This window comes from Microbispora hainanensis, from assembly GCF_036186745.1.
Classification (GTDB): Bacteria; Actinomycetota; Actinomycetes; order Streptosporangiales; family Streptosporangiaceae; genus Microbispora.
The window spans coordinates 4,267,444-4,291,224 of sequence record NZ_CP108086.1 but is presented as its reverse complement, the minus strand read 5'-3'; the positions used below and the strand labels follow the sequence as shown (position 1 = coordinate 4,291,224).

The window sequence follows — 23,781 nt, the reverse complement described above, 5'->3', positions numbered from 1 at the left end:
GACGACGACGCCTGTGAGTGAGCCCCGATGTCCTCCTCCCCCAACCCCCCGGGCCCGTGGCGGCCGGGCGACGAGCCCGACCTCGACCGCACCGTCGCCTATCGCATTCCCCGCGCCGCCGCGAGCGAGGCGCACACCGTGCGGCTGCCGTCCTGGACGGAGCCCGAGGAGATCGGCTTCGCCACCGTGGTCGGCCCGCCCGCGCCGCCTCCCGGACAGGGCAGGCGGGGACGCGGCTGGATCATCGCGCTGGTGGCCGCCGTGCTCGTCGGGGTGGTCGCCGGCGGCGGCGTGTGGGCCGCATCGAAGCTCAGCGGCGGCGGCACGCAGCCGCAGGACGTGCTGCCCGCGAACGCGATGGCCTACGTGCGGCTCGACCTCGACCCGTCGGCCGGGCAGAAGCTCGCGTTGTTCGGCATCGCCCGCAAGTTCTCCGCCACACGCGACGCCTTCGGCGGGGACGACCCCCGCGAGGCCCTGGTCACCGCGCTGCAGAAGGACGACCCCGAGCTGTCGAAGATCGACTACTCCAGAGACGTCGAACCCTGGCTCGGCGACCGCGTCGGCCTCGCCGTGCTCCCCGGGGACGGCGGCGGCGACCCCGTCGGGGCGCTCGCCGTACAGGTGAAGGACGAGGCGGCGGCCCGGGCCGGCATCGCCAAGCTGGGCCTCGGCAGCAAGGGCGGCCTGGCGTTCCGCGACGGGTACGCCGTCATCGCGACGAGCCAGAAGCTGGCCGACGAGTACGTCAAGGCGGCGCCGCTGTCCGGTGATCCGCACTTCGCCGCCGACCTCGGCGCGCTGGGCGAGCAGGGCGTGCTGTCGTTCTGGATGGACGTGGAGAAGGTCGCCGACGCCGGCTGGAGCGAGGTCGCGGCGACGCCCGTGCTGGAGCAGATCAAGGGCATGCGGTTCGCCGGCGCCCTCCGGTTCTCCGGGGACTACGCCGAGCTGGCCGGGATCACCCGCGGCGGCACGGCCATGCGGGGCAGGCCCGAACCGGTGAACATCGGCGAGCTGCCCGCCTCCACGGTCGCGGCGGCCTCGGTCTCCGGCCTGGGCGACCTGCTGCGCGAGCAGTGGCCGTCCATCGAGCAGGCGGCGACCGACCAGGGCGGCGCCATGGTCAGGCAGGCCCTCGACGAGGCGCGGGCGCAATATGGCCTGTCCCTGCCGGACGACCTCGCGACGCTGCTCGGCCGCACGTTCACGCTCGCCCTGGACGAGCAGGACCTCGACGGCGCGCTGCCCAGGGCCGGCGCCGTGGTCACGACGGACACCGCCAAGGCACGCGAGGTGGTCGACCGGCTCAGGGCCCATCTGAACGGCATGGAGAGGTCCGCCGACATCGCCACCGCGGAGGGCGACGGGCGGTTCGTGATCGCGAGCACCCAGGAGTACGCCGACGCGCTCAACGGCGGCGGCACGCTCGGTGAGAGCGAGACCTTCCGCCTGGCCGTCCCGGACGCCGCGAACGCCACCTACGCCGTGTACGCCGACCTGAACCGGCTGGAGAAGCTCTACCTGCGCGGACTGAACGACCAGGAGCGCGCCGACGTGGAGAAGCTGCGGGCGGTCGGCCTGAGCGGCACCCACGGCGAGGACGGCTCGACCTTCACCCTCCGGGTCGTGTTCGACTGAACCCCATACTCCGGCTCACCCCGATACTCCGGCTCACCCCATACTCCGGCTCACCCCGATACTCCGGCTCACCCCATACTCCGGCTCATCCCGTCCGAACCGGATCTCCGGCCCACCCATGCCGGAGCGGGCGGGGTGAGCCGGTCGGCGTCCGACGGTGATCAGGCCCAGAGCTGGCCTTCGAGCCGGTCCTCCGCCTCGTCGAGGGTTCCCTCGTACGCGCCGGTGGACAGGTATTTCCAGCCGCCGTCGGCCACGATGAACACGATGTCGGCCCGCTCGCCCGCCTGTACGGCCTTGCGGGCCATGCCGATGGCGGCGTGCAGGGCGCAGCCCGTCGAGATGCCCGCGAAGATGCCCTCCGCCGCCAGCAGCTCACGCGTACGGCGCAGCGCGTCGGCCGAGGTCACCGAGTAGCGCGTGGTCAGCACGGACGCGTCGTACAGCTCGGGCACGAAGCCCTCGTCCACGTTGCGCAGGCCGTAGACCAGCTCGCCATATCGCGGCTCGGCGGCCACGATCTTCACGTCCGGCACGTGCTCGCGCAGGTAGCGGCCGACGCCCATGAGCGTGCCGGTCGTGCCGAGCCCCGCGACGAAGTGGGTCACGGTCGGCAGGTCAGCGAGGATCTCCGGCCCGGTCGACTCGTAGTGGGAGCGCCAGTTGGCCGGGTTGCCGTACTGGTAGAGCATCACCCAGTCGGGGTGCTCGGCCGCGAGGCCCTTGGCCACCCGCACGGCCTCGTTGGAGCCGCCCGCGGCCGGCGAAGAGATGATCTCGGCGCCCCACATGCGCAGGAGCTGGCGGCGCTCCTCGGAGGTGTTCTCCGGCATGACGCAGATCAGCTTGTAGCCCTTGAGCCGGGCCGACATCGCCAGCGAGATGCCGGTGTTGCCGGAGGTCGGCTCCAGGATCGTGCAGCCCGGCGTGAGCAGCCCGTCCTTCTCGGCCTGTTCGATCATCCACAGCGCCGGCCGGTCCTTGACCGACCCGGTCGGGTTGCGGTCCTCCAGCTTCGCCCAGATCCGTACGTCGGGAGACGGCGAAAGCCGGGGCAGGCCCACCAGCGGGGTGCGCCCGACCGAGTCGATCAACGAGTCGAAGCGCATCTAGCGCGCTCCACCCGCGACGGCCGGGAGCACGGTCACGGTGTCGCCGTCGGCGACAGGGGTGCCGAGCCCGCCGAGGAAGCGTACGTCCTCGTCGTTGAGGTAGACGTTGACGAAGCGGCGCAGCCCGGTCTCGTCCACCAGCCGGTCCTTCAGGCCGGGGTGGCGCGACTCCAGGTCGCCGATCAGCTCTTCGAGGGTCGCTCCCTTGGCGTTGACCGCCTTGGCGCCATCGGTGTAGCTGCGGAGGATCGTAGGAATGCGGACCTCGATGGCCATGTCGGCTCAATCTCCTTGATCAGTGGTCGTCGTTATGGTGGGGCGTCCTCCTGCTCTGAACATGGACAGGAGGACGGCGATTCCAGCGGCCTTCTTCCCCCGACGCCGCGTGGGCGGCCGGGTTCAGCGACAGTCGTAGACGACGACAGACGGCGTGTGCGCGAAGAGGAACGCCTGAACAGGAGATTCCGGGCGCACCCGGCGCGACAGGACAGCCGGTGACGACACAGGACGAGCGTCATCGTTAGCCATGGTTCAAGTTTAACCGTACGACTCTACGATCTTGACTTCCTCCTCGGTCACGACGCCGTCCACGATCCGGTAGGACCGGAAGGGCGTCTCCTCCTCGGAGGCGGTCGACACCAGCACATAGTGGGCGTCGGGCTCGGAGGCGTAGCTGATGTCCGTACGCGACGGGTACGCCTCGGTGGCGGTGTGGGAGTGGTAGATCACGACAGGCACCTCGTCGCGGTCGTCCATCTCCCGCCACACACGGAACTGCTCCATCGAGTCGAACCGGTAGAACGTCGGCGAGCGCTCGGCGTTCTCCATGGGGACGAACCGCTCGGGACGGTCGGATCCGGCGGGCCCGGCCACGACACCGCACGCTTCGTCGGGGTGGTCGGCCCGGGCATGGGCCACGATCTTGTCGACCAGCTCGCGTGAGATCGTCAGCATGCTGCGAAACCTACCAAAGCGCCCTGACAAGGGTGTCCTGCAGGTAGGTCAGCCAGTCGTAGGTCACGTACGCCGGATAGCGGGGGTCGTCCTCGGACATCGAGGCGATCTCCTCGTGGACCTCCTCGGTGACCTCCAGCCGCACGCCGAGCGCGAGACGGACGTCGTTGAGCGCCCGCAGCCACGCCTGCCCCTGCTCGGCGGTCAGCGTCAGCAGCCCCGGCTCCGCGGTCTCCAGCAGCGTGGTCGCGTCGGCCCGCTTGGCGTCGCGCAGCGTCGCCTCGGTGTAGCGCCGGAACTCCTGCGCCGCGTCCTCGTCGTCCGAGTACGCCGAAGGGAACAGCCGCGCGAGCACGGGGTCGGCGGGCGGAGCAGCCGATCCGATGCCCAGGGCGCGTTCCAGCGGGTCGTCGCCGGTGGCCCCCGGCTCGACCAGGCCGAGCACCTGCGACACCAGCGAGCGCAGGATCGACACCTCGCCCGCGTCGAGCTGGACGGCCACCCCGTCGCGCGTCGCCTGGAATCCCGTGCTCATCACTTGTCCTGCTGGACGGTCGCCCACAGCCCGTAGGAGTGGAGAATCTGCACGTCCCGCTCCATCTCCTCCCGGGTGCCGCTGGCGACGACGGCCTTGCCCTTGTGGTGGACGTCCATCATCAGCTTCTCGGCCTTCTGCCGGGGATAGCCGAACACGGTCTGGAAGACGTACGTGACGTACGACATCAGGTTGACCGGGTCGTTCCACACGATCGTGAGCCACGGCAGATCGGGGCGCACGTCCGACGACGGACGCTCGACCTCGGTTGGAGCTGTGCTACCCACGTACCCATCCTGCACCACGACCGTCGTAGTCTTCGACACGTGCGCACGACCACGGGCACGGCCCTGCTGACCGACCGCTACGAACTGACGATGCTCCAGGCCGCACTCGCCAGCGGTGCGGCGCATCGGCGGGTGGTCTTCGAGGTGTTCGCCCGGCGGCTGCCCGGAGGACGGCGCTACGGGGTGGTGGCCGGCACCGGGCGGTTCCTCGACGCGCTCGAGGCCTTCCGCTTCGAGGAGCGGGACATCGAGTTCCTGTGCTCCTCCGGGATCGTGGACGAGCCGACCGGCGAGTTCCTCGCGGGCTACCGCTTCTCCGGCGACGTGTACGGCTATAGCGAGGGCGAGGCGTTCTTCCCCGGCTCTCCGATCATGGTCGTGGAGGGGACGTTCGCCGAGGCCGTGCTGCTGGAGACCGTGGCGCTGTCGATCCTCAACCACGACTGCGCGATCGCGGCGGCCGCCTCGCGGATGGCCCAGGCGGCCGGCGACCGGCCGCTGATCGAGATGGGCTCGCGCCGCACCCACGAACACGCCGCGGTCGCCGCCGCCAGGGCCGCCTACCTGTGCGGCTTCGCCTCCACCTCCAACCTCATGGCCGGCCGTCTTTACGGCGTGCCGACCGCCGGCACCGCCGCCCACGCGTTCACCCTGCTCCACGACTCGGAGGAGGACGCCTTCCGGGCACAGCTCGACTCCCTCGGTCTCGGCACCACCCTGCTCGTGGACACCTACGACGTGGCGAAGGCCGTACGGACCGCGGTGGAGCTGGCCGGGCCGGATCTCGGCGCGGTGCGCATCGACTCCGGCGACCTCGCGGTGGTCGCGGTGGAGGTGCGCCGCCTGCTCGACGAGCTGGGCGCGAACCGCACGCGGATCGTCGTCACCAGCGACCTGGACGAGTTCGCGATCGCGGCGCTGGCCGCTGCGCCGGTGGACGCCTACGGCGTCGGCACCGCCCTGTCCACGGGCTCCGGCCATCCGACGGCGAGCCTCGTCTACAAGCTCGTCGCCCGGGAGGACCACGCGGGCAGGCTCCAGCCGGTCGCCAAGGCGTCCGTCGGCAAGCCGAGCATCGGCGGGCGCAAGTGGGCCTACCGCAGGACCGTCGACGGCACCGCGACCGCCGAGATCGTCACCCGCGAACCGGTGGAGACGGACGACCGCCCCCTGCTGGCCGAACTCGTCCGGGACGGCGAGATCGTCGGCCGCGAACCCCTGACGGCCGCCCGCGACCGCCACCGGGCGACTTTGTCCGAGTTGCCACTGGAAGCGTGCAGCCTCTCCCCCGGAGACCCCGCAGTCCCTACTATCTTCAAGTGATCGCGGGGGACCGGCGCATGAGGACGACGCCGGTCCTCCGTGATCGCCACTGTGAGGTGACCCCATGAAGACCGCGCTCGTCGTCGTGGACGTGCAGAACGACTTCTGCGAGGGCGGCAGCCTGCCGGTCGGCGGCGGCTCCGAGGTGGCCGCCGCGATCAGCCGCCACATCCAGGAGCACCCGTACGACCACGTGGTCGCCACCCGCGACTACCACGTCGATCCCGGCGCCCATTTCGCGGACGAGCCCGACTTCGTGGACTCCTGGCCGCCGCACTGCGTGGCCGGCACGCCCGGCGCGGACTTCCACCCGGCCTTCGACACCTCCAAGATCGAGGAGGTCTTCAGCAAGGGCGCGCGACAGGCCGCCTACAGCGGGTTCGAGGGAACCAACGCCGACGGCGTCGGCCTGGCCCAGTGGCTGCGCGACCGCGGCGTCGAGGCCGTCGACATCGTCGGCATCGCCACCGACCACTGCGTGCGGGCCACCGCCCTCGACGCTGCGGCCGAGGGCTTCGCCGTACGGGTGCTGCTGGATCTGACGGCGGGCGTGGCCCGGGAGACGACCGAGGCGGCGCTCGCCCGCCTCGCCGAGGCCGGAGTCGAGCTCGTCGGAGAGCCCGTCCTCCGCTCCTGACCCGCTCCTGACCCGCTCCCGATCCGCGCCTGATCCGCGACACCGCCGAGCCGTGCGGCCGGGACACGCGCAGGACATCAATGGCTTCACCACGAAGCGTCACGGGTGTATTACCTAGAGCGACGACCCCTTCGTGGATTGGCGGCCCCGATGTTCGCGTTCCTGCTCGGCCTCAGCTGGCTCGTCCTGACCCCGGTCTGCATCTGGCTGCTCTTCGGGCGCGGCCACAAGGGCGTGCGCCGCGCCACGGGCGCGCTGACGCTCGCGGCCCTGCAGGCGATCACGATGACCGTGGGGTTCGCCCAGGAGCCCGCCCGGGTCCCCGCCCAGACGGTCGCCGTACGCGACCCGCGCGCCGAAGCCCGGCCGACGCCGTCCCCCAGCGTGGTGGCGGCCGCGACTCCGTCCCCCGAACCCGGCCACTCGCCCGCCTGCGATCCCCGCGTCCCCGACCCCCAGGCCGTACGGCTGTCGTTCCGCGGCAGGGTCCTGCACGGCCTCACGGTGTTCTGGCCCGCGTCTCCCGCACAGTGCGACACGGCGACGGTGGCCGTCCACCAGGCCGGACGCCGGCTGCGCATCTGGGTGCAGGAGGGCGCCGAGGCGCGGCAGCACGAGGGAGCGCACAACGTCCCCGTACGCGTGGAGCAGGGCATAGCCTCCCTCAGCCTCCGGCTCAGCTCGGTCACCCGGAACCACCGGCGTTACGTGGCGATCAACGGCCACACCGGCGACAAGATCCCGCTGCGCTCCCGCACCTCATAGCGCCGCCACGCGAGTGGAAACGAGCCGTTCATAAATCGCGGGAAATGAGGACACGACGCACAGAGCACGCGGAGCCGGGTGAATATTCATCACACCGGTAGCGAAAAATCCCCACCCCGCCGACGGACCCGCAAAATCCGCCGTGAACATTCCCATTCCGGCGACCTCCGAGCTGATAGCAATTACCTCCGCGCACGCACAGCGCTCTTGTTTCCCCCAGCGAAGCCCCGGCTACGCTGCGAGCAGCATCGGAGCACTGAACGTGAAGACCCTCAGCGAACGCGTCAAGCGCCTGGAGGACGAAGTGGAAAAACTGGGCGTCGATTGCTTCAAGCAGGCTGCAGCACACGCGTACGACGCGCTGCAGCCGAATTGGGGAAAAATCGATGCGATAAGCGATCGCCTGGTGCGGGTCGAGCACATCGCCGAGGAGACCAGAGCCGACGTCAGCGTTCTCAACAGGCAGATGACCGTCGCTACTGTCCGATTCGACCACATCGACACCGCGATCGCCCGCATGGATGGGCGCATCGACGAACTCAGCAATCGGGTCGACACCCTGACCTGCCGGGTGGACACCCTCACCGTAGAGGTCGAAACCCTCGGAGGACACGTCGAGGTCCTGACCGGCCGCGTGGACGGCCTCACCACACGCGTGGACACACTCACCAACCGCGTCGACACCCTCACCGGGCAGGTGAACGTGCTCACCGCTCGTGTCGACGGGCTCACCACCCGGGTCGACGCGATGAGCGGCCAGGTGACCACACTGACGGAACAGGTCGACGGCATGGCCGACCACCTCCGCAGGATGACCGACATGAACAAGACGATGTTCAACTCGGTCCTGACCCGGCTGGAAGATGTGTACGCCCAGATCCGGATGAGAAACTTCGCCGACCGACCGGCCCCTCGGCGCGTGGAGGATGCCGAGGACGGCGGAGCGGAGGCGTCCGCCTGATCGACCCGGCCCGGAATCCGGAGCCCGGGGAGGGGCCCAGGCAGTGCCCGGAACGGCTTGCCGCAGGTCCTCCTGGCCCGCCCCGGGTAGCCGGCGCGACGGCACCGCGGTTCGCCGCCCCGCAGGGGACCGGCGAGCCGCGGTCCGTCACCCGTCGGGCGGCAGGCCGTCAGCAGACACCGAACGACTCTTCGGCGCACTCTGGCTGCTGCCGCCGGAGGCGCGCGTGCACGAGCCGCAGGTCGTGCTCGACGGCGACCAGAGGCGCGACGCGTCGCCCGGTCCGGCGCGCTGGACCACGCGCATAGCCGTACGGCCCCGATGGAATGACCGCGAGGTCACCTGCGCTGGGTGGCCCACTTGCGGATCATCGCGATGCGCTCGCGGACCTGTTCGGCGGTGGCCTGGGCGATGGCGGGGCCGCCACAGGCGCGACGCAGCTCGGCGTGGATGACGCCGTGCGGCTGGCCCGTGCGGTGGTTCCACGCGCCCACCAGGCCGTTCAGCTCCTTGCGGAGCTCGGCGAGCTGCTCGTGCGGCGCGAGGGCGGGCGCCTGCTCCTCGCTCTTCTTGGTCCTACGCTTGGCCGCCTGCTGGTCGGCCTGGCGCTTGCGCAGCAGTGAGGCCACCTGGTCGGGCTCCAGCAGGCCGGGCAGGCCGATGAAGTCCTCCTCCTCCGGGGAGCCGGGCGCGGCGGCGGTGCCGAACTCGCCGCCGTCGAACAGCACCCTGTCGAAGGTCGCGGACGCCTCCAGCGTCTGGAAGGGCAGCTCGTCGCCGAGCGCGTCGGGCTGCTTCTTCTCCTGCTGGGCCTGCTCAAGCAGCAGGTCGTCGAGGCCGTCCTCGTCGCGGCGGCGGCCCAGCACGTGGTCGCGCTCTTCCTCCATCTCGCCCGCCAGGCCCATGAGGACGGGCACCGAGGGAAGGAAGACCGACGCGGTCTCGCCACGTTTGCGGGCACGAACGAAACGCCCGACGGCCTGCGCGAAGAACAGCGGGGTCGAGGTGCTCGTGGCGTAGACCCCGACGCACAGCCGGGGAATGTCGACACCCTCGGAGACCATCCGGACCGCGACCAGCCAGCGCCGGTCGGAGGTGGCGAAGTCCTTGATCTTCTTGGACGCGCCCGGGTCGTCGGAGAGCACGACCTCGGCGCCCTCCCCGGTCACCGTGCGGATGTGCCGGGCGTAGGCGCGGGCCGCCTCGTGGTCGGAGGCGATGACCAGCCCGCCCGCGTCGGGGACGCCCCGGCGCACCTCGGTCAGGCGCCGGTCGGCCGCGTGGATGACCTGGCGGATCCAGTCGCCCTTCGGGTCGAGGGCAGCCCGCCACGCCTGCGAAAGCTGGTCCTTGGTCAGCGGCGTGCCGAGCGTGGCGGCGATCTCGTCGCCCGCGCGCGTGCGCCACTTCATCTCTCCCGAGTACGCGAGGAAGATGACGGGCCGGACGACTCCGTCGGCCAGGGCCGGGCCGTAGCCGTAGGAGTAGTCGGAGACGCTCCGCATCGCCCCCTCGCCGTCCTCCACGTAGGTGACGAACGGGATCGGGCTGTCATCGGACCGGAACGGCGTGCCGGTCAGCCCGAGTCGCCTGGTCGCGGGCTCGAACGCCTCGCGGATGCCGTCGCCCCACGATTTCGCGTCGCCGGCGTGGTGGATCTCGTCGAAGATCACCAGCGTCTTGCGCGCCTCGGTGCGGGCCCGGTGCAGCGCCGGGTGCATGGCGATCTGCGCGTAGGTGACCGCGACCCCGATGTAGTCGCGCGAGGTGGCGCCCTGGCTGTTCTTGAACTCGGGGTCGATGCTGATCCCGACCCGGGCCGCGGCGTCGGCCCACTGCCGCTTGAGGTGCTCGGTGGGGGTGACGATCGTGATGGCGCGCACGATCCCGCGGCTGAGCAGCTCGCTGGCGATCCGCAGCGCGTACGTCGTCTTGCCGGCGCCGGGTGTGGCGACGGTCAGGAAGTCGCGCGGCTCGCGGCTGAAGTAGAGGTCGTAGGCCTGCTGCTGCCATGCGCGCAGCTTCGGGGCGGTGCCCCAGGCGGCTCTGTCGGGGTAGGACGGGGAGAGGTGGGACGCGGCCGAAACGCTCAACGACGCCTCCCCGAACTCATCGGAACACTGGTGTCTCTATCGGTTCGCTCCCTCACAGTGGATTCAGACTAGCCCGCCGGACCGACAGAACGCGCCGAGCACGCGCAGCCTGGCCGGAATTCACCGGGTGTGGCGTCGAGCACAGTCGAGCACCGTCGAGCACATCGGGGCCGGCGCGATGCCGCAGGTGCGCCGCCCCGGCCGCTTCCACCCGCCACGGCCCCGGCCTGCTTTCCCGTGGCCGCCGCGTTCGTCCATCGACGGGAAGACGCTCCCGCGATGGCCGTGTCCAGCCGGCGCCTTGACGCACGAGGGCGGACAGCCCCGGGAGCCCGTCGGGCTCCGCGGCTGTCCGCCCTGAGTGCTATCTGCCAGGACCGGCCGTTACAGCGTCGTCGGCGCCGTGCAGTTGGCCGTGGACAGCGGCAGGAAGGTGCCGAGCGTCCCACCGCCGCTGAGGCTGCTGACCGTGCAGTCGGAGCGGAGGATCGCGCCGTCCGCCCGACGCACCGTGACCCTCACCCGGCCCGCGGAGGCACCGGTGCCGGGGAGCGTGACCCCGGTGGCCCCGGCCGGGACCGCCGTGGTGGTGCTCGGAGCCAGGGCGATGTCGTAGAAGAAGCCGGTGTTGCCGAAGACCGGCGTGAGGTCCGTCCAGGCGTTGCCGTCGTTGACGAACACGTGACCCCGGCGCGCCGACCCGGTGAAAGTCCGGGTGATGGTCGGGGTGATGGTCGTCGCTCCGGCGGTGAACGTGAAGTCGGTGACGATGTCCGTCGCGTCAAGCCTCGGGAAGGGGATGAACTTCTGCTGCTCCCCTCCGCCCTGCGGAGTCGCTGCCTGCGTGGCCGGGGTGGTCTTCGTCGATGCTGCGCTCGCCGCGACCGCACCCGACAGCCCCACAGATGCGCACGTCACGGCCACTGCGGCGGCCCGCGCCAGCAGGCGACCGGCGCCACGCGAACCAGAGGCCGAGCTGCTCCTACGAGAAATCAATTTGATTTCCCCCCCATGGTGAGAATTGGTGTTTCCGGGTCACCGCGTTTTCGTGCGATGCGACATCGAAGATACCTGTCAGGGGAAACGTGGGCAGCGAGCCACTTATCGGATACCGGCAAACAGATGCTCCGCCTATCTCAAAGCCGCACCGAAAATGCCGCGATCTCCCGCTATCGCGGGATCGAGCACCGGAGAAACCACTAACTCACCGATATGCACATTCGATCGGACGTACGCGACAAAGAAGCAGGCCGCCATATCGCATACTGTCCCGATTCAACGCCCATATCAACGGAGAGGATTCAAGGAGAGATAGCAGGCGCTATTTCCCGACATAGCGGACGCACGACCCCAGGACCGGAGCACCGCAATACGCCAGGGGCACGCGAGGCGCGAATGGCGTGGTGTGCAGGGCAGCCGGGCCCATAGGCGCCCCGCTCCGCAGAGGCGCAGGAGGCCACACGAGGCGGGAGGCGCGGCGCGCGTGGTGCCGCGGGCGAGAGTGGCGCGGCACGCGCGGGGGTGCGGGGGCGTTAGGCCCCGGTGGCGCGCGGTGCGGGCGGGCGGGGTGGCTGGAGCAACGGCGGCGGGAACGACGGTGGGGTCAGCGGGCTCCCAACATGAGGCCCTCGATCTCGGCGCGGGACTGGGGACGGTCGGGATGGGCCAGCCCGAGCAGGACCGTGCTGCCGCCGTCCGGCCTGGTCAGCAGGGTCACCCGCATGAAGGCGGGCTCGTTCACCACGTCGGTGTATTCGGCGCGTACGGCCCGGGTGTGGCCCGGCCGCCCGCCGACGGTCACGGCGCGGTCATCGATCACCTCGACCTTGTCGCCGTGCAGCAGCAGCTGCGTGTAGAGATCGCTCAGGTCGATGACGGCCGAACGCAGGTTGGGCGGGTCCACCCGGTCGCCGGGCCGGGCCATGACCGTGGCGCTGTCGCCGCGCGCGGCGGCGGACGTGAAGCCGGTCACTGGCGCGACCACGCCCTCCCGCCACTCCGGCGGCAACGTGTAGGAGACCCCGGCGATCTGGTCGTGGACCACCGTGGGGGGCGCGCTCTCGGCCCGGTTCAGGACCGTGACCACCACCGCGCCGATGACGGCGGCCGAGCAGACCAGCGCGAGGCCGCCGACGAGAAGGCGCCGTAACCACCGCGGCATCGGGCGGGGAGGCGTCTCTGGCGCACGGTAGCGGCGCGCCGACGGAGGCAGGTCGTCCTCGGGCTCGGGGGACTCCAGGCCCAGCGAGGGCCAGGCCGGGCGGCCGGACTGTGACCGTTCGGCGACCGGCGCGCCGTACAGGCCGGTGAGGCTCTCCTCGGTGGGGTTCCGCTCCGGCTCACGGCCGCCGTACGGCCGTGTCGGCCACCGAGGGGGCGTGGACGACCGCGGCGGCCCGCCCGGGACGCCGTACGGGCGACTGGGCGCCTGTCCGGACGGCGGAGACTCCTCCTCCGCGGGTGGCCAGACCCGGCGGGTCCACTGGTCATCCACATAGCCTCCCCGGGCGGCCTGGGCCGGGCGTGTGGGACGGAACCGGCGAGCGACTCGGCGCTCAGGGCCGGGCGCGAGGCTTCGTGACCATGAACGCTGCTGTGGAGTTACTCATACCCGCGCCGCGACGTCAACGGCTCCGACCGATTCGTCACCGCCCTGTTCCTGTGATGATCCCTCATCGCCCTACGCGTCGCCAGCCGGGTTGCTCGGAGCCCCGGGTGGCGAGACCCGGCACAAGGTCACTCGCAGGGTCGCTCACAGGGTCACTCGCAGGGTCGCTCGCCGCTCCGTTCGCGGTGTCGCTCACGGTGTCGCTCACGGTGTCGCTCAGGGCGTCGCCCACGGGTACGGCATCGAGGTCGCTCGCGGTGCTGCTTGACGCCTCCGTGCCGTCGGCGACATCCACAGCGGTCCCCTGAGGCGCCGGCGCGGCCTCCTGAAGCCCCGCCGCGGCCACCCCGGCGGCGGCCTTCTCCGCCGCCGCCTCGGTTCCCAGCGGCGCCGGGCGGCGGTAGGCGTCCCACATCTGGTGGATGCGTACGCCCTGGCCCACGGTGAACTCGCGCATGCAGCGGTCCTGGGCGTAGTCCATGAAGTTGTGCACCGGATCGCTGCCCGGAGCCGGGCAACTGTCCTTCTTCGCAGGGCAGCCGTTCGTCGGGTGTGCCTCGGGGGGCGTGTCGTCCACCGAGTCGCCCGGGGCCTTGCAGCCGTTCTCGAAGGTGTGCAGCAGGCCCAGCCAGTGGCCGATCTCGTGCACGGCCGTGAAGCCCCTGGCGAAGTCGCGCAGCGGGCCGCCGGGGACGCTCCGCCAGTCGATCACCACGCCGTCCAGCACGGGCTCGTCGTCATACCAGTACGGATAGGTGGAGTAGCCGAGCACGAGCCGGCTCAGCTGCGCGATGTAGAGGTTGAGCGTCTCGGGACCACCAACCCGCAGCTTCTTCTTCATCGGCTCCTCGTTGCCGAGGGGGTCGCGGAACCAGTCCCGGTTCTCGGTATGCGTGATGCCCTTGAGCTCGAAGCGCACGCCGGTGTCGGCACCGCCGTACCCGCCGGAGTAGGCGGTGTTGAGCACGGCGATCTGCCGGGAGACGGCGGAGTCGGGCAGGCCGAGCGTGCGGTCCCTGATGATGTGCACCCGCACCGGGACAGTGATCCGTTCGAGGGCCGCGGAACCGCTCCGCCGCGCGGCGGCCCCGCTCCCCGGCCGCATCGTCGCCCCCGGCCGCGCCGTCGTCGTCCCGGGCTGCACCGCCGCCCCCGGCTGCGGGGTGACCGCAGGCCGCGCGGTCGCTCTCGGCGGCAGGGGTTCACCTGCCCGCGCGGCTTCCCCAACCCGCGCGGCTTCTCTTGCCTGCGCGGTCGCTCTCGGCGGCGCGGCTTCTGCCGGCTGAGCGGCCTCTTGCGTCCGCGCCGCGCCAAGCCTGCGGACCAGGTCGGCCGACATCCGGGCGACCTCGTCCGGCCCCGGCACACGCGGCTCCATGGCGCGCGTCAGCCTGCCCGCGCCCTTCCGGCGCTTCGGTGCGGCGTTGCGGGTAAGGCAGGCGTCCGGCCGGGAGGCCGGCGATTCACGCAGTGCGGCGCCGGTGAGACCACCGGGCGCCCGGGAGGCTGCGGTGGCCGGGACGGCGCACGCGCCGCCCAGCGCGTAAAGGCATGCAAGGACGACGGCGATGGGTCGCCGAACCATTCGTTCCCCCGATACGGCTGGTCAGAAGGCAGACCCTAGCCGCAGGGGACGCGATGATCCCGGATCGACACTCACTCGCCGGACGGTTCGCCCTTGGGCAGCCCGTCGTAGATCTCCTTGCACTCCGGGCAGACCGGATACTTCTTCGGGTCGCGGCTGGGCACCCAGACCTTGCCGCACAGGGCCCGCACCGGCGCGCCGGTGACGTAGCTTTCAGTGATCTTGTTCTTGTCGGCGAAGTGCGAGAAGCGCTCGTGGTCACCGTCGCCGTGCGAGAGCCGGGGTGTTACGTCGCTCTCGGGAAGAATCTTCGTGCCGCTCACGGATACCAAGTCTACTGAGCGAGCGGGCGCGCCCGGCCCGGGCGCGCGTACGGCTCCCGCCGGGGTGGCGGGAGCCGTACGGAGGAGACCGGGCCTCAGCCCATGTGGACCGGGGCGCCCTCGGTCTTGCGGCCGGCCTTGACGAACAGGGCCAGGGCCGCCGCAACGAGGGCGACCGCCGTGCTCACGACGAAGCCGAGGTGCAGGCCGTCCATGAAGGACAGGTGCGCCGCGTCGGCCAGCGTCTTGGCCACGGGGCCGGTGAGTCCGGGCGGGGCCTGACCCACCGATGCCAGGGCCTTCAGGCCCTCCATCTGGGCGGGCGGGACGGCTGCCGCCGCCGGGCCGAGGTAGCCGGGCAGCACGTCGGCCACCTTGGCGGACACCACCGCGCCCAGGATGGCGGTGCCGAGCGCGCCGCCGACCTGCATCGCGGAGTTCTGCACGCCGCCCGCGACGCCGCTCAGCTCCTCCGGCGCGTTGCCCACGATGATCTCCGTGGCGCCGACGAACACCGGCGACAGACCGAACGCGAGCAGCACGAACGGGATCGCGCTGTCGGCGAAGGCGGCCTCGACGCTGAGCCGCGACATGAGGAACATCGCGAAGGCGCTGATCACCATGCCGCCCGCGATGGTGATCTTCGGACCGAGCTTGCCGATGAGGACGCCCGCGATGGGCGAGGCGACGATCATGCCGGCGCTCATGGGCAGCATGCGCAGGCCGGAGTCGAGCGGGGTGAGCCCGTGCACGCCCTGGAAGAAGAACGTGAGGAAGAACATCGCGCCGAACATCGCGAACGACATGAGGATCATGAGGACGGTCCCGATCGAGACCGATGCGTTGCGGAACAGGCTCAGCGGCAGCAGCGGCTCGCTCGCCTTCGACTGCCAGAACAGGAACACGGCCCCGACCACCACGGCGGCGGCGAGGAAGCCGAGCGTCTTGGCGTCGCCCCAGCCCCACTCGGGGGCCTTGATGATGGCCCACACCAGCGCGAACATCGCACCGGACAGCAGCACGACGCCGAGCCAGTCGACCCGCGACAGCATCTTGGCCCGGTTCTCCCGCAGCGTCCACAGCCCGAACGCCAGCGCCGCCACGCCGACCGGCACGTTGATGAAGAACACCGACTGCCAGCTCACGTTCTCCACGAGGAGGCCGCCGACGATCGGGCCCGCCGCGCTCGACAGCCCGATGATCGCGCCCCACGCCCCCATGGCCATGTTGAGCCGCTCACCGGGGAACGCCGACCGGAGCAACGCGAGCGCCGCGGGCTGCAGCAGCGCGCCGAACAGCCCCTGCAGCACCCGCAGCCCGATGAGCACGCCGATCGAGGACGACAGGCCGATGGCGAGCGAGGTCAGCGCGAAGCCGGCGACGCCGATGAGGAAGACGCGCTTGTGTCCGAACAGGTCGCCGAGCTTGCCGGCCGTGATCAGGAAGACCGCCAGCGCGAGCAGATAACCGCTGGTCACCCACTGCAGGTCGGCCAGTGTCGCCTTGAGCTCGACCTGGATGACCGGGTTGGCGATCGCCACGACCGTGCCGTCGAGCATGACCATGATCACGCCGAGCGAGACGGCGAGCAGCGTGAGCCATGGATGCCCCTGGCCTCGTCCTGGAGGCGCGTCGGCGTCCACCGATACGGCTTGAGTCATGGAGATTCCCCCTTAGCACCACTGAGTCGACCTCAAGCAATTTATGTCAGTCGATGACAGATGACAAATCCTTTTATCCGACATACGGTGACAAGTGAAAGTTTGTGAACCGGCAGTTTCGAGGAGGTGACCGCCGTGGGTCTGCGCGAACGCAAGAAGCAGCGGACGCGGGACGCCCTGGTCGACGCGGCCCTCGATCTCTTCCTCACCAAGGGCTACGAGGCGACGACTATCGACCAGATCGCCGCCGAGGTGGAGGTCTCGCCCAGGACGTTCTTCCGATACTTCGCCTCGAAGGAGGACGTGGCGCTCTCGCTGACCGCCGACGAGCAGCGGGTGCTCCTCGCCGAACTGGTCGCACGTCCCGAGTCGGAGTCGCCGTTCACCGCTCTGTGTCAGGCGATGCGCTCGTTGCTGAAGATGCTACGAAAGACGGATGACGCGGAAACGGGCAGGTACCTGCGTTGCCAGAAGGTCGTGCACTCCACGCCCGCCCTGCTCGCCGGGGCCATGCGGCTGATCAAGGAGAACGAGCGCAGGCTCGTCGCCGAGGTGGCCCGCAGGCTGGGGACCGACCCGTGGGACCTCCAGCCGAAGTTCATCGTGGCGGTCTTCCTCAGCGTGGCCCTCGCCTGCTTCGACGAGCGCACGCAGGACCCCGTCGTGCTGGCGCGGCGGCTGGAGGACCTGCTCACGCTGGCCGAGCGTTCCCTGTGTCCCGGCTGGGACCTGCCCGCATGCTCCGCACAGACCGCCGGACGCCCGGTCGAGCCCGCCGCGACCACGGGCTGACCCACCCGGCCGCCCGCACCGCCGCCCGCGCAGCCGCCCCGCAGCCGTCCCCGGTCGTCCTCAGAGGAGTACGACGCACCCGCGCTCGCGCAACGGGCCGACACAGGCGAGGGGCTCCTCGAACTTGACCCAGCGCAGGTCGAGCTTCTCCAGCCGCGGCAGCTCCGCGAGCCCGTCGGGCAGCGTGGCGAGACTGGTCGCCCGCAGGTCGAGGTGGGTCAGCTCGGTCAGGCGTACGACGGAGTCGGGCAGCCGCTCCAGGGGATTGCCGCGCAGGTCAAGGTGACGCAGGGCGCGCAGCCCGCCGAGCGACTCGGGCAGCCCGGTGAGGCGGTTGTTCCTGAGGTGCAACTCGCGCAGCCCGGTCAGACGGCCGATCGTCTCCGGCAGCGTCGTCAGCCGGTTGTCGTGGATCCGCAGCTCGTGCAGGGCGGTCATGCCGCCGATCGTCTCCGGCAGGGCGGCAAGCCGGTTCTCCGCGAGGTTGAGATAGCCGAGCCGGTCGAGCCGTCCCAGCGAGGCGGGCACCGAGGTGAACCCGTTGTCGCTCAGGTAGAGGTAGTCGGTGAGGCCGGGCAGGTCGCCGATCTCCGCGGCCGGTCACGCCGAGGTCGAGCCGGCTGACGTTTGACACACCGGGACCGGGCACGCCAGGGCAGGGCCCACCGGGATCCTGCACCCCGCGATCCTGCACACCGCGATCCTGCACACCGGGGTCGGACATGGCAGCCGACTCTACCGACGTCCTCCGCCCCCCCAATCGCGGCGGCCGGGGCCGGTGAACGTTTCATCGGGATGACACGGCCCAGGTGGGGGCCCTCGGAGGGGAATCGCGCTGGTCCGATGGCACACGCTGCCGAACCGGTTCAGTAGGGCCATGCCCGTCGGCGAGCGCGCGAGAGCCGTCTCCTGTACGGCCTCGGCTCCCGCTGCCTATGGTGCGTTCGGCGTTCCCACCGACGCCGATCCCCCCACCCGAGGTACAGAATGAAAACACGTTTCATCGCCGCGGGCGCGGCCCTCCTCGCCCTCCTGACGTCAGTGCTCGCGATGACCCAGAACGCGCAGGCCGCGACCGGACTCCACGTCAGCGGCACGAGGATCCTCGAAGCCAACGGAAACCAGTTCATCATGCGGGGCACCAGCCACGCCCACACCTGGTACCCCAGCCAGACGAGCTCGTTCGCGAACATCAAGTCCCTGGGCGCGAACACCGTCCGCGTCGTGCTGAGCGGCGGCCGCTGGACGGCCAACACCGCGAGCGATGTCGCCAACGTCATCTCGCTGTGCAAGCAGAACCGGTTAATATGCGTGCTCGAAAACCACGACACCACCGGTTACGGCGAGCAGAGCGGCGCGTACACGCTCGACCAGGCGGTCGACTACTGGGTCGGTCTCAAGAGCGTGCTGACCGGCCAGGAGAACTACGTCGTCATCAACATCGGCAACGAGCCGTACGGCAACAACAACCCGTCCGCCTGGACCAACGCGACCAAGAGCGCGATCAGCAGGATGCGGGCGGCCGGATTCCAGCACCTGCTGATGGTCGACGCGCCCAACTGGGGCCAGGACTGGCAGTTCGTCATGCGCGACAACGCCTCCTCGGTCCTCGACAGCGACCCCCAGAAGAACACCGTCTTCTCGATCCACATGTACGGCGTCTTCGACACGGCGGCCGAGGTCACCGGCTATCTCCAGGCGTTCCAGAACGCCGGCCTGCCGCTGGTGATCGGCGAGTTCGGCAACATGCACTCGGACGGCGACCCCGACGAGGACACGATCATGTCGCAGGCCCAGTCGCGCGGCATCGGCTACCTCGGCTGGTCGTGGAGCGGCAACGGCGGCGGCGTCGAATACCTCGACCAGGTGACGAACTTCAACGTCGACCAGCTCACCTCGTGGGGCCAGCGGCTCTTCAACGGCGCGAACGGCATCAGGCCGACCGCCAGGGAGGCGACGATCTACAGCGGCCAGCCGCCGGTGAGCCCGTCTCCCAGCCCGTCCGCCTCCCCCAGCGCCTCGCCGACCAGATCTCCGAGCGCCAGCCCCAGCCCCTCCCCCACCGGCGGCGCCCGGGGCTGCTCGGCGACGTACACGGTCTCCAACCAGTGGGGCGGCGGCTTCCAGGGTGAGGTGACGGTCAGGGCCGGCTCCAGCGCCATCTCCGGCTGGACCGTGACCTGGACCTACGCCGACGGCCAGGCGATCACCCAGGTGTGGAACGCCACGGTGTCGTCGAGCGGGTCGTCGGTCACCGCCAGGAACGTGAGCTACAACGGCGCCCTCGGCGCCGGAGCGTCCACCTCGTTCGGGTTCCTCGGCTCCTGGAACGGCACCAACGCGGTGCCGGCGGTGAGCTGCACCGCGAGCTGAGACGCGGCGTCCCGCCCACGGCCGGGCGCGCTCCCCGCGCCCGGCCTCCGCGCGTCGCGGCCGGCCAAGGACGGGCGCACCGGCATCACCTGAGCAGGGGGATCAGTTGAGCATGGGGTCGTCGGGGAAGGTGGCGACCAGCGCCAGGTCCCCCTTCTGCCTGCGCAGCACGGTGCGCCACAGCGTGGCCGGGTTCGGGTGGAAGGTGTCGCCCGGCTCGGAGTCCACGACGTACCAGGCTCCCTCCTGGAGCTCGTTTTCGAGCTGCCCGGCGGTCCAGCCCGCGTAACCCGCGAAGATCCGCATCTGGGAGATCTCCCCCGCCAGGATCTCCGGGGGCGCGTCGAGGTCGACCGTGCCGAGGCGCGAGACCGCCGCCCTGCCCTGCAGCCGGCGCCAGCCCAGCGGCTCCTCGCCGCTGAGCACGACGGCGAGGGCGAGGGCGCTGTCCGTCTGCACCGGACCGCCCTCGAACAGCACCGGAGGTCCCGTGACCAGGGCGTCCCAGGAAGGTAAGACCTGGGTCACGGCGATCTCGCTTGGCCTGTTGAGCACCACACCCAACGTGCCGCCGTCCTCGTCGTGCTCCAGGACGAGCACCACGCTACGCCGGAAGTTGGGGTCGTCGAGCAGTGGCGTCGCTACAAGCAACCCGCCGACGTAGATCGCCTCCGCCATACATCCCATCATGAGGGAGGATTGCGGATTCGTGTACGCCGACCCCGGTTTGCCGCGTCATATTACCGACCGCAACGACACTGTCACGGACAGGAACCTTGATCAGGCCTCGGTGAAGCCCCTGGCCCTGCCGCCAGCCGACTCCCGTACGGCAGCCGCCACCGCGTTGGCCACGTCGGGGTGGAAGACGCTCGGGATGATGTAGTTGGGGCCGAGCTCCTCGCTCGATACGACGGCGGCCAGCGCGCGTGCCGCCGCGAGCAGCATCTCCTGCGTGACGCCGCTCGCCTGGGCGTCGAGCAGGCCGCGGAACACGCCCGGGAACGCCAGCACGTTGTTGATCTGGTTGGGGTAGTCGGACCGGCCCGTGGCCACGACCGCCGCGTGCTCGCGGGCCTCGTCCGGGGAGACCTCCGGCTCGGGGTTGGCCAGCGCGAACACCACCGCGTCCTTCGCCATGGCGGCGACGTCGTCCCCGGTGAGGATCCCCGGCGCGGAGACGCCGATGAAGACGTCGGCGCCCTTGACCGCGCCGCGCAGGTCGCCGCCGTACCCTTCGCTGTTGGTGTGCTCGGCGATCCACCGTAGCGAGTCGTCGAGGTCGTCGCGGCCGAGGTGGACCGCGCCGCGATAGTCGCAGACGATGATGTTGCGCGCCCCCGCCGCCAGCAGCAGGCGCAGGACGGCGGTGCCGGCCGCGCCGGCACCGGCCATCGCGATCCGCACCTCGGACATCTCCTTGCCGACGACCTTCAGCGCGTTGGTCAGCGCGGCGAGCACGCAGATGGCGGTGCCGTGCTGGTCGTCGTGGAAGACCGGGATGTCGAGCAGCTCACGCAGCCGCCGCTCCACCTCGAAGCAGCGCGGCGCCGAGATGTCCTCCAGGTTGATGCCGCCGAAGCCCGGCGCGATGGCCCGCACGGTCGAGACGATCTCGTCCACGTCCTGCGTGTCGAGGCAGATGGGCCAGGCGTCGATGCCGGCGAACCGCTTGAAGAGGGCGGCCTTGCCCTCCATCACCGGCAGCGCGGCGGCGGGGCCGATGTTGCCGAGACCGAGGACGGCCGAGCCGTCGGTGACGACGGCGACCGAGTTTCGCTTGATCGTGAGGCGGCGGGCGTCCTCCGGGTTGCGCGCGATCGCCAGGCTGACCCGCGCCACACCCGGGGTGTAGGCCATGGACAGCTCGTCGCGGTTGCGCAGGGGAACCTTCGACTGCATCTCGATCTTGCCGCCGAGGTGCATGAGGAAGGTCCGGTCGGAGACCTTGTGGATCGCGACACCCTCGACCGCGCCGAGGCTGTCGACGATCGACTGCACGTGGTCGGCGTCCTTGGCCGCGCACGTCACGTCGATGCGGAGCTTCTCGTGACCGGCGTTGGTCACGTCGAGGGCGGTTACGACACCGCCCGCGTTCTCCACCGCATGGGTGAGGAGGCTGACCGCCTGGCCCCCTGCGGGCACCTCGAGGCGCACGGTGATCGAGTAGGACACGCTAGGCACGGTGGCCACGTCTATCCGCTCCTTTGCGGGGTAATGCCTGGCCGTGCTCTCCCGGCTGCTCCATTGGGGCGCGGCCTCCGCGTGGCGGCCACGCTCCCGCATCCGGCTGGACGGCTCATGGGTGCTTTCCATCGTGCCATCCCCGGCGGGGTGTTTCAGCCCGTGTCCATACGTTCGCACCCGTCGTACCCGGCCCGCGCCCCGCCACACCGCGTACACGGGGCGGACGCGGGCGAGAACCGGGCGGGAACCGGTCAGAAAAGCGCGCTGGCCAGCGCCCTGCGCGCCCGCGCGACGGACGGGTCGTCGGAGGGCAGCGCGTCGAACAGCCCCAGCAGGTGGAGCCGCGCCTTGTCCCTGTCGGCGCCCCGGGTGCGCCGCACGACCGCGACAAGCCGGTCGAACGCCTCGTCCACCTGGCCGTTCACCATCTCCACGTCGGCGGCCTGGATCTGCAGGTCCACGTCGTCGGCGTTCTCGGCGGCCCGGCGCAGCACGTCGGCAGGGTCGAGGTCCTGCGTGCGCCGCAGCAGCCCGACCCCCGCGAGGCCGATCTTCGCGCCCTCGTCCGACGGCGACCTCGCCAGCAGGCGCTCGTACGCCGCGGCGGCGGCGTCCAGGTCGCCCTTCTCCACGGCCTGCTCGGCCGCCAGGAGCTCGGGGTCGACCGGCGGCTCCTCGGCCTGGCCCTCCGGCGGCGCGGCCAGTTCGACGCCGAGCTGCTCGAACACCTGCGCCAGCGCCTGCCGGAGCTGCGACTCCGGCAGCGGGCCCTCGAACAGGGGCATGAGCTGCCCCTGGAAGGCCAGATAGACGGTGGGCACCGCGCGCATCCGCAGCGCCTGGGCGAGCTGCGGGTCGGCCTCCACGTCCACCCGGGCCAGCACCCACGCGCCCGCCGCCTCGGCGGCGAGCTTCTCCATCACGTCGCTGAACTGCCGGACCTGCTCGGCCCTGCTCACAGTCGCCTCGACGATGACGGGGACGCTCAGCGAGCGCTCCACCACGTCGGCGTTGAAGGTGGCCGAGGTCACCTCGATGACGTCCGCCGAGGCGGCTCCGGCCGGCCCGGCGGCCTCACGCCGCGCCTGGGCCTCGAGTGCCTGCTTGCGTGCGCCGAGGTCCACGGCGCCGTAGAGCGATCCAGGTCGAGAGAACTCCGCTGCCATACCCCCAATCCTGCCGTACGCGCCCGCGTGATCCGTGCGATCCCCACCCCTTCCGCCGGGCGATCGGATCGAAGCGGCTCCGGCCATAGGGTGAACGACACATAAATCGCCATATTGGAAGGACCACGGACATGGCAGTGGAACGGATCGGCCCGCCGAGCATCGCGGATGAGCGCGAGATGCTGCGGGCGTTTCTCGACTACCACCGGGCCACGCTCGCGCTGAAGTGCGACGGGCTGTCGGACGAGCAGCTGCGCCGCAGGTCGATGCCGCCGTCGACGCTCACGCTGCTCGGTCTGGTCCGGCACATGGCCGAGGTCGAGCGCACGTGGTTCCGCCGGGTGATCGCCCAGGAGGACGTGCCGCTCCTGTGGTCGGAGGAGGGCGACTACCAGGCGGCGTACGACCCGGACGGGTCCACCGGCGAGGAGGCGTTCGCCGCCTGGCAGACGGAGGTCGAGCATTCCCGCAGGATCGAGCGCGCGGCGGAGTCCCTCGACGTCACCGCCTACCAGCCCCGGTGGGACGAGGAGGTCTCGCTGCGGCTGGTCATGCTGCACATGATCCACGAGTACGCCCGGCACAACGGCCACGCCGACTTCCTGCGCGAGGGCGTCGACGGGACCGTGGGCGTCTGAGCCGCTTTCCGCTTGCCAGGCGACCGGACCCCTTCTCAGGCAACCGGGCCCCGGACGGTCCCGCGCTCGGAAGATCAGCGCCGAATCCGGGCCGGCGGTCACGCGATGATCCCTCCGCCGATTCGGCGTTCGTGGCGGTTGCC

Annotated in this window: 23 protein-coding genes; 8 read left to right on the top strand and 15 right to left on the bottom strand. The window is 70.8% G+C overall.

Annotated elements, in window-relative coordinates; translation table 11 throughout:
- Positions 1-27 precede the first annotated feature (27 nt).
- Positions 28-1,641 (top strand): DUF3352 domain-containing protein, encoded by a 1,614-nt coding sequence (locus OHB01_RS20135; protein ID WP_328855805.1) that lies wholly within the window; start codon positions 28-30, stop codon positions 1,639-1,641.
- A 161-nt stretch (positions 1,642-1,802) separates the two neighbouring features.
- Here OHB01_RS20135 and OHB01_RS20130 read toward each other — a convergent pair whose 3' ends face one another.
- From OHB01_RS20130 to clpS, 5 genes are all read right to left on the bottom strand, one after another.
- The gene (locus OHB01_RS20130; protein WP_142647106.1) at positions 1,803-2,750 is read right to left on the bottom strand and encodes a PLP-dependent cysteine synthase family protein; all 948 of its coding nucleotides are present in this window, start codon (positions 2,748-2,750) and stop codon (positions 1,803-1,805) included.
- Entirely contained in the window at positions 2,751-3,029 is a 279-nt protein-coding gene (locus OHB01_RS20125; protein WP_142647107.1) for a MoaD/ThiS family protein, read from the bottom strand.
- 261 nt (positions 3,030-3,290) lie between these two features.
- A complete protein-coding gene (locus OHB01_RS20120) occupies positions 3,291-3,707 on the bottom strand; it encodes a Mov34/MPN/PAD-1 family protein (protein ID WP_142560302.1) in 417 nt (138 codons plus the stop codon).
- A gap of 10 nt (positions 3,708-3,717) precedes the next feature.
- A complete protein-coding gene (locus tag OHB01_RS20115) occupies positions 3,718-4,242 on the bottom strand; it encodes a DUF2017 domain-containing protein (protein ID WP_142647109.1) in 525 nt (174 codons plus the stop codon).
- Positions 4,242-4,529, bottom strand: a complete 288-nt coding sequence (gene clpS, locus OHB01_RS20110; RefSeq protein WP_079315320.1) for an ATP-dependent Clp protease adapter ClpS — start codon at positions 4,527-4,529, stop codon at positions 4,242-4,244. The genes OHB01_RS20115 and clpS overlap by 1 nt, the downstream gene beginning before the upstream one ends.
- A gap of 39 nt (positions 4,530-4,568) precedes the next feature.
- On the opposite strand from clpS, the gene OHB01_RS20105 reads away from it, so the two are divergent.
- From OHB01_RS20105 to OHB01_RS20090, 4 genes are all read left to right on the top strand, one after another.
- Positions 4,569-5,852, top strand: coding sequence for a nicotinate phosphoribosyltransferase (locus tag OHB01_RS20105; protein WP_142647110.1), 1,284 nt, complete (start codon positions 4,569-4,571; stop codon positions 5,850-5,852).
- 64 nt (positions 5,853-5,916) lie between these two features.
- Positions 5,917-6,489 (top strand): nicotinamidase, encoded by a 573-nt coding sequence (locus tag OHB01_RS20100; RefSeq protein WP_142647111.1) that lies wholly within the window; start codon positions 5,917-5,919, stop codon positions 6,487-6,489.
- 150 nt (positions 6,490-6,639) lie between these two features.
- Positions 6,640-7,254: a hypothetical protein gene (locus OHB01_RS20095; RefSeq protein ID WP_142647112.1), complete on the top strand. Its 615-nt coding sequence runs from the start codon at positions 6,640-6,642 to the stop codon at positions 7,252-7,254.
- A gap of 262 nt (positions 7,255-7,516) precedes the next feature.
- Entirely contained in the window at positions 7,517-8,215 is a 699-nt protein-coding gene (locus OHB01_RS20090; RefSeq protein WP_328855804.1) for a hypothetical protein, read from the top strand.
- A gap of 338 nt (positions 8,216-8,553) precedes the next feature.
- Here OHB01_RS20090 and OHB01_RS20085 read toward each other — a convergent pair whose 3' ends face one another.
- From OHB01_RS20085 to OHB01_RS20060, 6 genes are all read right to left on the bottom strand, one after another.
- A complete protein-coding gene (locus OHB01_RS20085; protein WP_142647114.1) occupies positions 8,554-10,308 on the bottom strand; it encodes a DEAD/DEAH box helicase in 1,755 nt (584 codons plus the stop codon).
- A 384-nt stretch (positions 10,309-10,692) separates the two neighbouring features.
- Positions 10,693-11,226: a hypothetical protein gene (locus tag OHB01_RS20080; RefSeq protein ID WP_328855803.1), complete on the bottom strand. Its 534-nt coding sequence runs from the start codon at positions 11,224-11,226 to the stop codon at positions 10,693-10,695.
- Between the two features lie 685 nt (positions 11,227-11,911).
- The gene (locus OHB01_RS20075; RefSeq protein WP_328855802.1) at positions 11,912-12,802 is read right to left on the bottom strand and encodes a hypothetical protein; all 891 of its coding nucleotides are present in this window, start codon (positions 12,800-12,802) and stop codon (positions 11,912-11,914) included.
- 178 nt (positions 12,803-12,980) lie between these two features.
- Positions 12,981-13,952 (bottom strand): zinc metalloprotease, encoded by a 972-nt coding sequence (locus tag OHB01_RS20070; RefSeq protein ID WP_328710788.1) that lies wholly within the window; start codon positions 13,950-13,952, stop codon positions 12,981-12,983.
- A gap of 620 nt (positions 13,953-14,572) precedes the next feature.
- Positions 14,573-14,833, bottom strand: coding sequence for a DUF3039 domain-containing protein (locus OHB01_RS20065; protein ID WP_142647117.1), 261 nt, complete (start codon positions 14,831-14,833; stop codon positions 14,573-14,575).
- A gap of 86 nt (positions 14,834-14,919) precedes the next feature.
- Positions 14,920-16,485, bottom strand: coding sequence for an MFS transporter (locus OHB01_RS20060; protein ID WP_142647118.1), 1,566 nt, complete (start codon positions 16,483-16,485; stop codon positions 14,920-14,922).
- A 126-nt stretch (positions 16,486-16,611) separates the two neighbouring features.
- Between OHB01_RS20060 and OHB01_RS20055 the strand changes: the two genes are divergently transcribed.
- The gene (locus OHB01_RS20055; RefSeq protein WP_142647119.1) at positions 16,612-17,277 is read left to right on the top strand and encodes a TetR family transcriptional regulator; all 666 of its coding nucleotides are present in this window, start codon (positions 16,612-16,614) and stop codon (positions 17,275-17,277) included.
- Positions 17,278-17,337: 60 nt separating this feature from the next.
- On the opposite strand, the gene OHB01_RS20050 is transcribed toward OHB01_RS20055, so the two are convergent.
- Positions 17,338-17,829 carry a leucine-rich repeat domain-containing protein gene (locus OHB01_RS20050; RefSeq protein ID WP_260617216.1) on the bottom strand — a complete coding sequence of 164 codons (492 nt, stop codon included), beginning with the start codon at positions 17,827-17,829 and terminating at the stop codon, positions 17,338-17,340.
- A gap of 435 nt (positions 17,830-18,264) precedes the next feature.
- On the opposite strand from OHB01_RS20050, the gene OHB01_RS20045 reads away from it, so the two are divergent.
- Positions 18,265-19,650, top strand: coding sequence for a cellulase family glycosylhydrolase (locus OHB01_RS20045; protein WP_328855801.1), 1,386 nt, complete (start codon positions 18,265-18,267; stop codon positions 19,648-19,650).
- Positions 19,651-19,752: 102 nt separating this feature from the next.
- Here the strand turns inward: OHB01_RS20045 and OHB01_RS20040 are convergent, their stop codons facing one another.
- From OHB01_RS20040 to OHB01_RS20030, 3 genes are all read right to left on the bottom strand, one after another.
- Positions 19,753-20,328 (bottom strand): YqgE/AlgH family protein, encoded by a 576-nt coding sequence (locus tag OHB01_RS20040; protein ID WP_142647122.1) that lies wholly within the window; start codon positions 20,326-20,328, stop codon positions 19,753-19,755.
- Positions 20,329-20,430: 102 nt separating this feature from the next.
- Positions 20,431-21,840, bottom strand: a complete 1,410-nt coding sequence (locus OHB01_RS20035; protein WP_142647123.1) for an NAD-dependent malic enzyme — start codon at positions 21,838-21,840, stop codon at positions 20,431-20,433.
- 245 nt (positions 21,841-22,085) lie between these two features.
- A complete protein-coding gene (locus OHB01_RS20030) occupies positions 22,086-23,000 on the bottom strand; it encodes a tetratricopeptide repeat protein (protein ID WP_142647124.1) in 915 nt (304 codons plus the stop codon).
- Between the two features lie 131 nt (positions 23,001-23,131).
- On the opposite strand from OHB01_RS20030, the gene OHB01_RS20025 reads away from it, so the two are divergent.
- A complete protein-coding gene (locus tag OHB01_RS20025; RefSeq protein ID WP_142647125.1) occupies positions 23,132-23,638 on the top strand; it encodes a DinB family protein in 507 nt (168 codons plus the stop codon).
- The last annotated feature ends 143 nt before the right edge of the window (positions 23,639-23,781 follow it).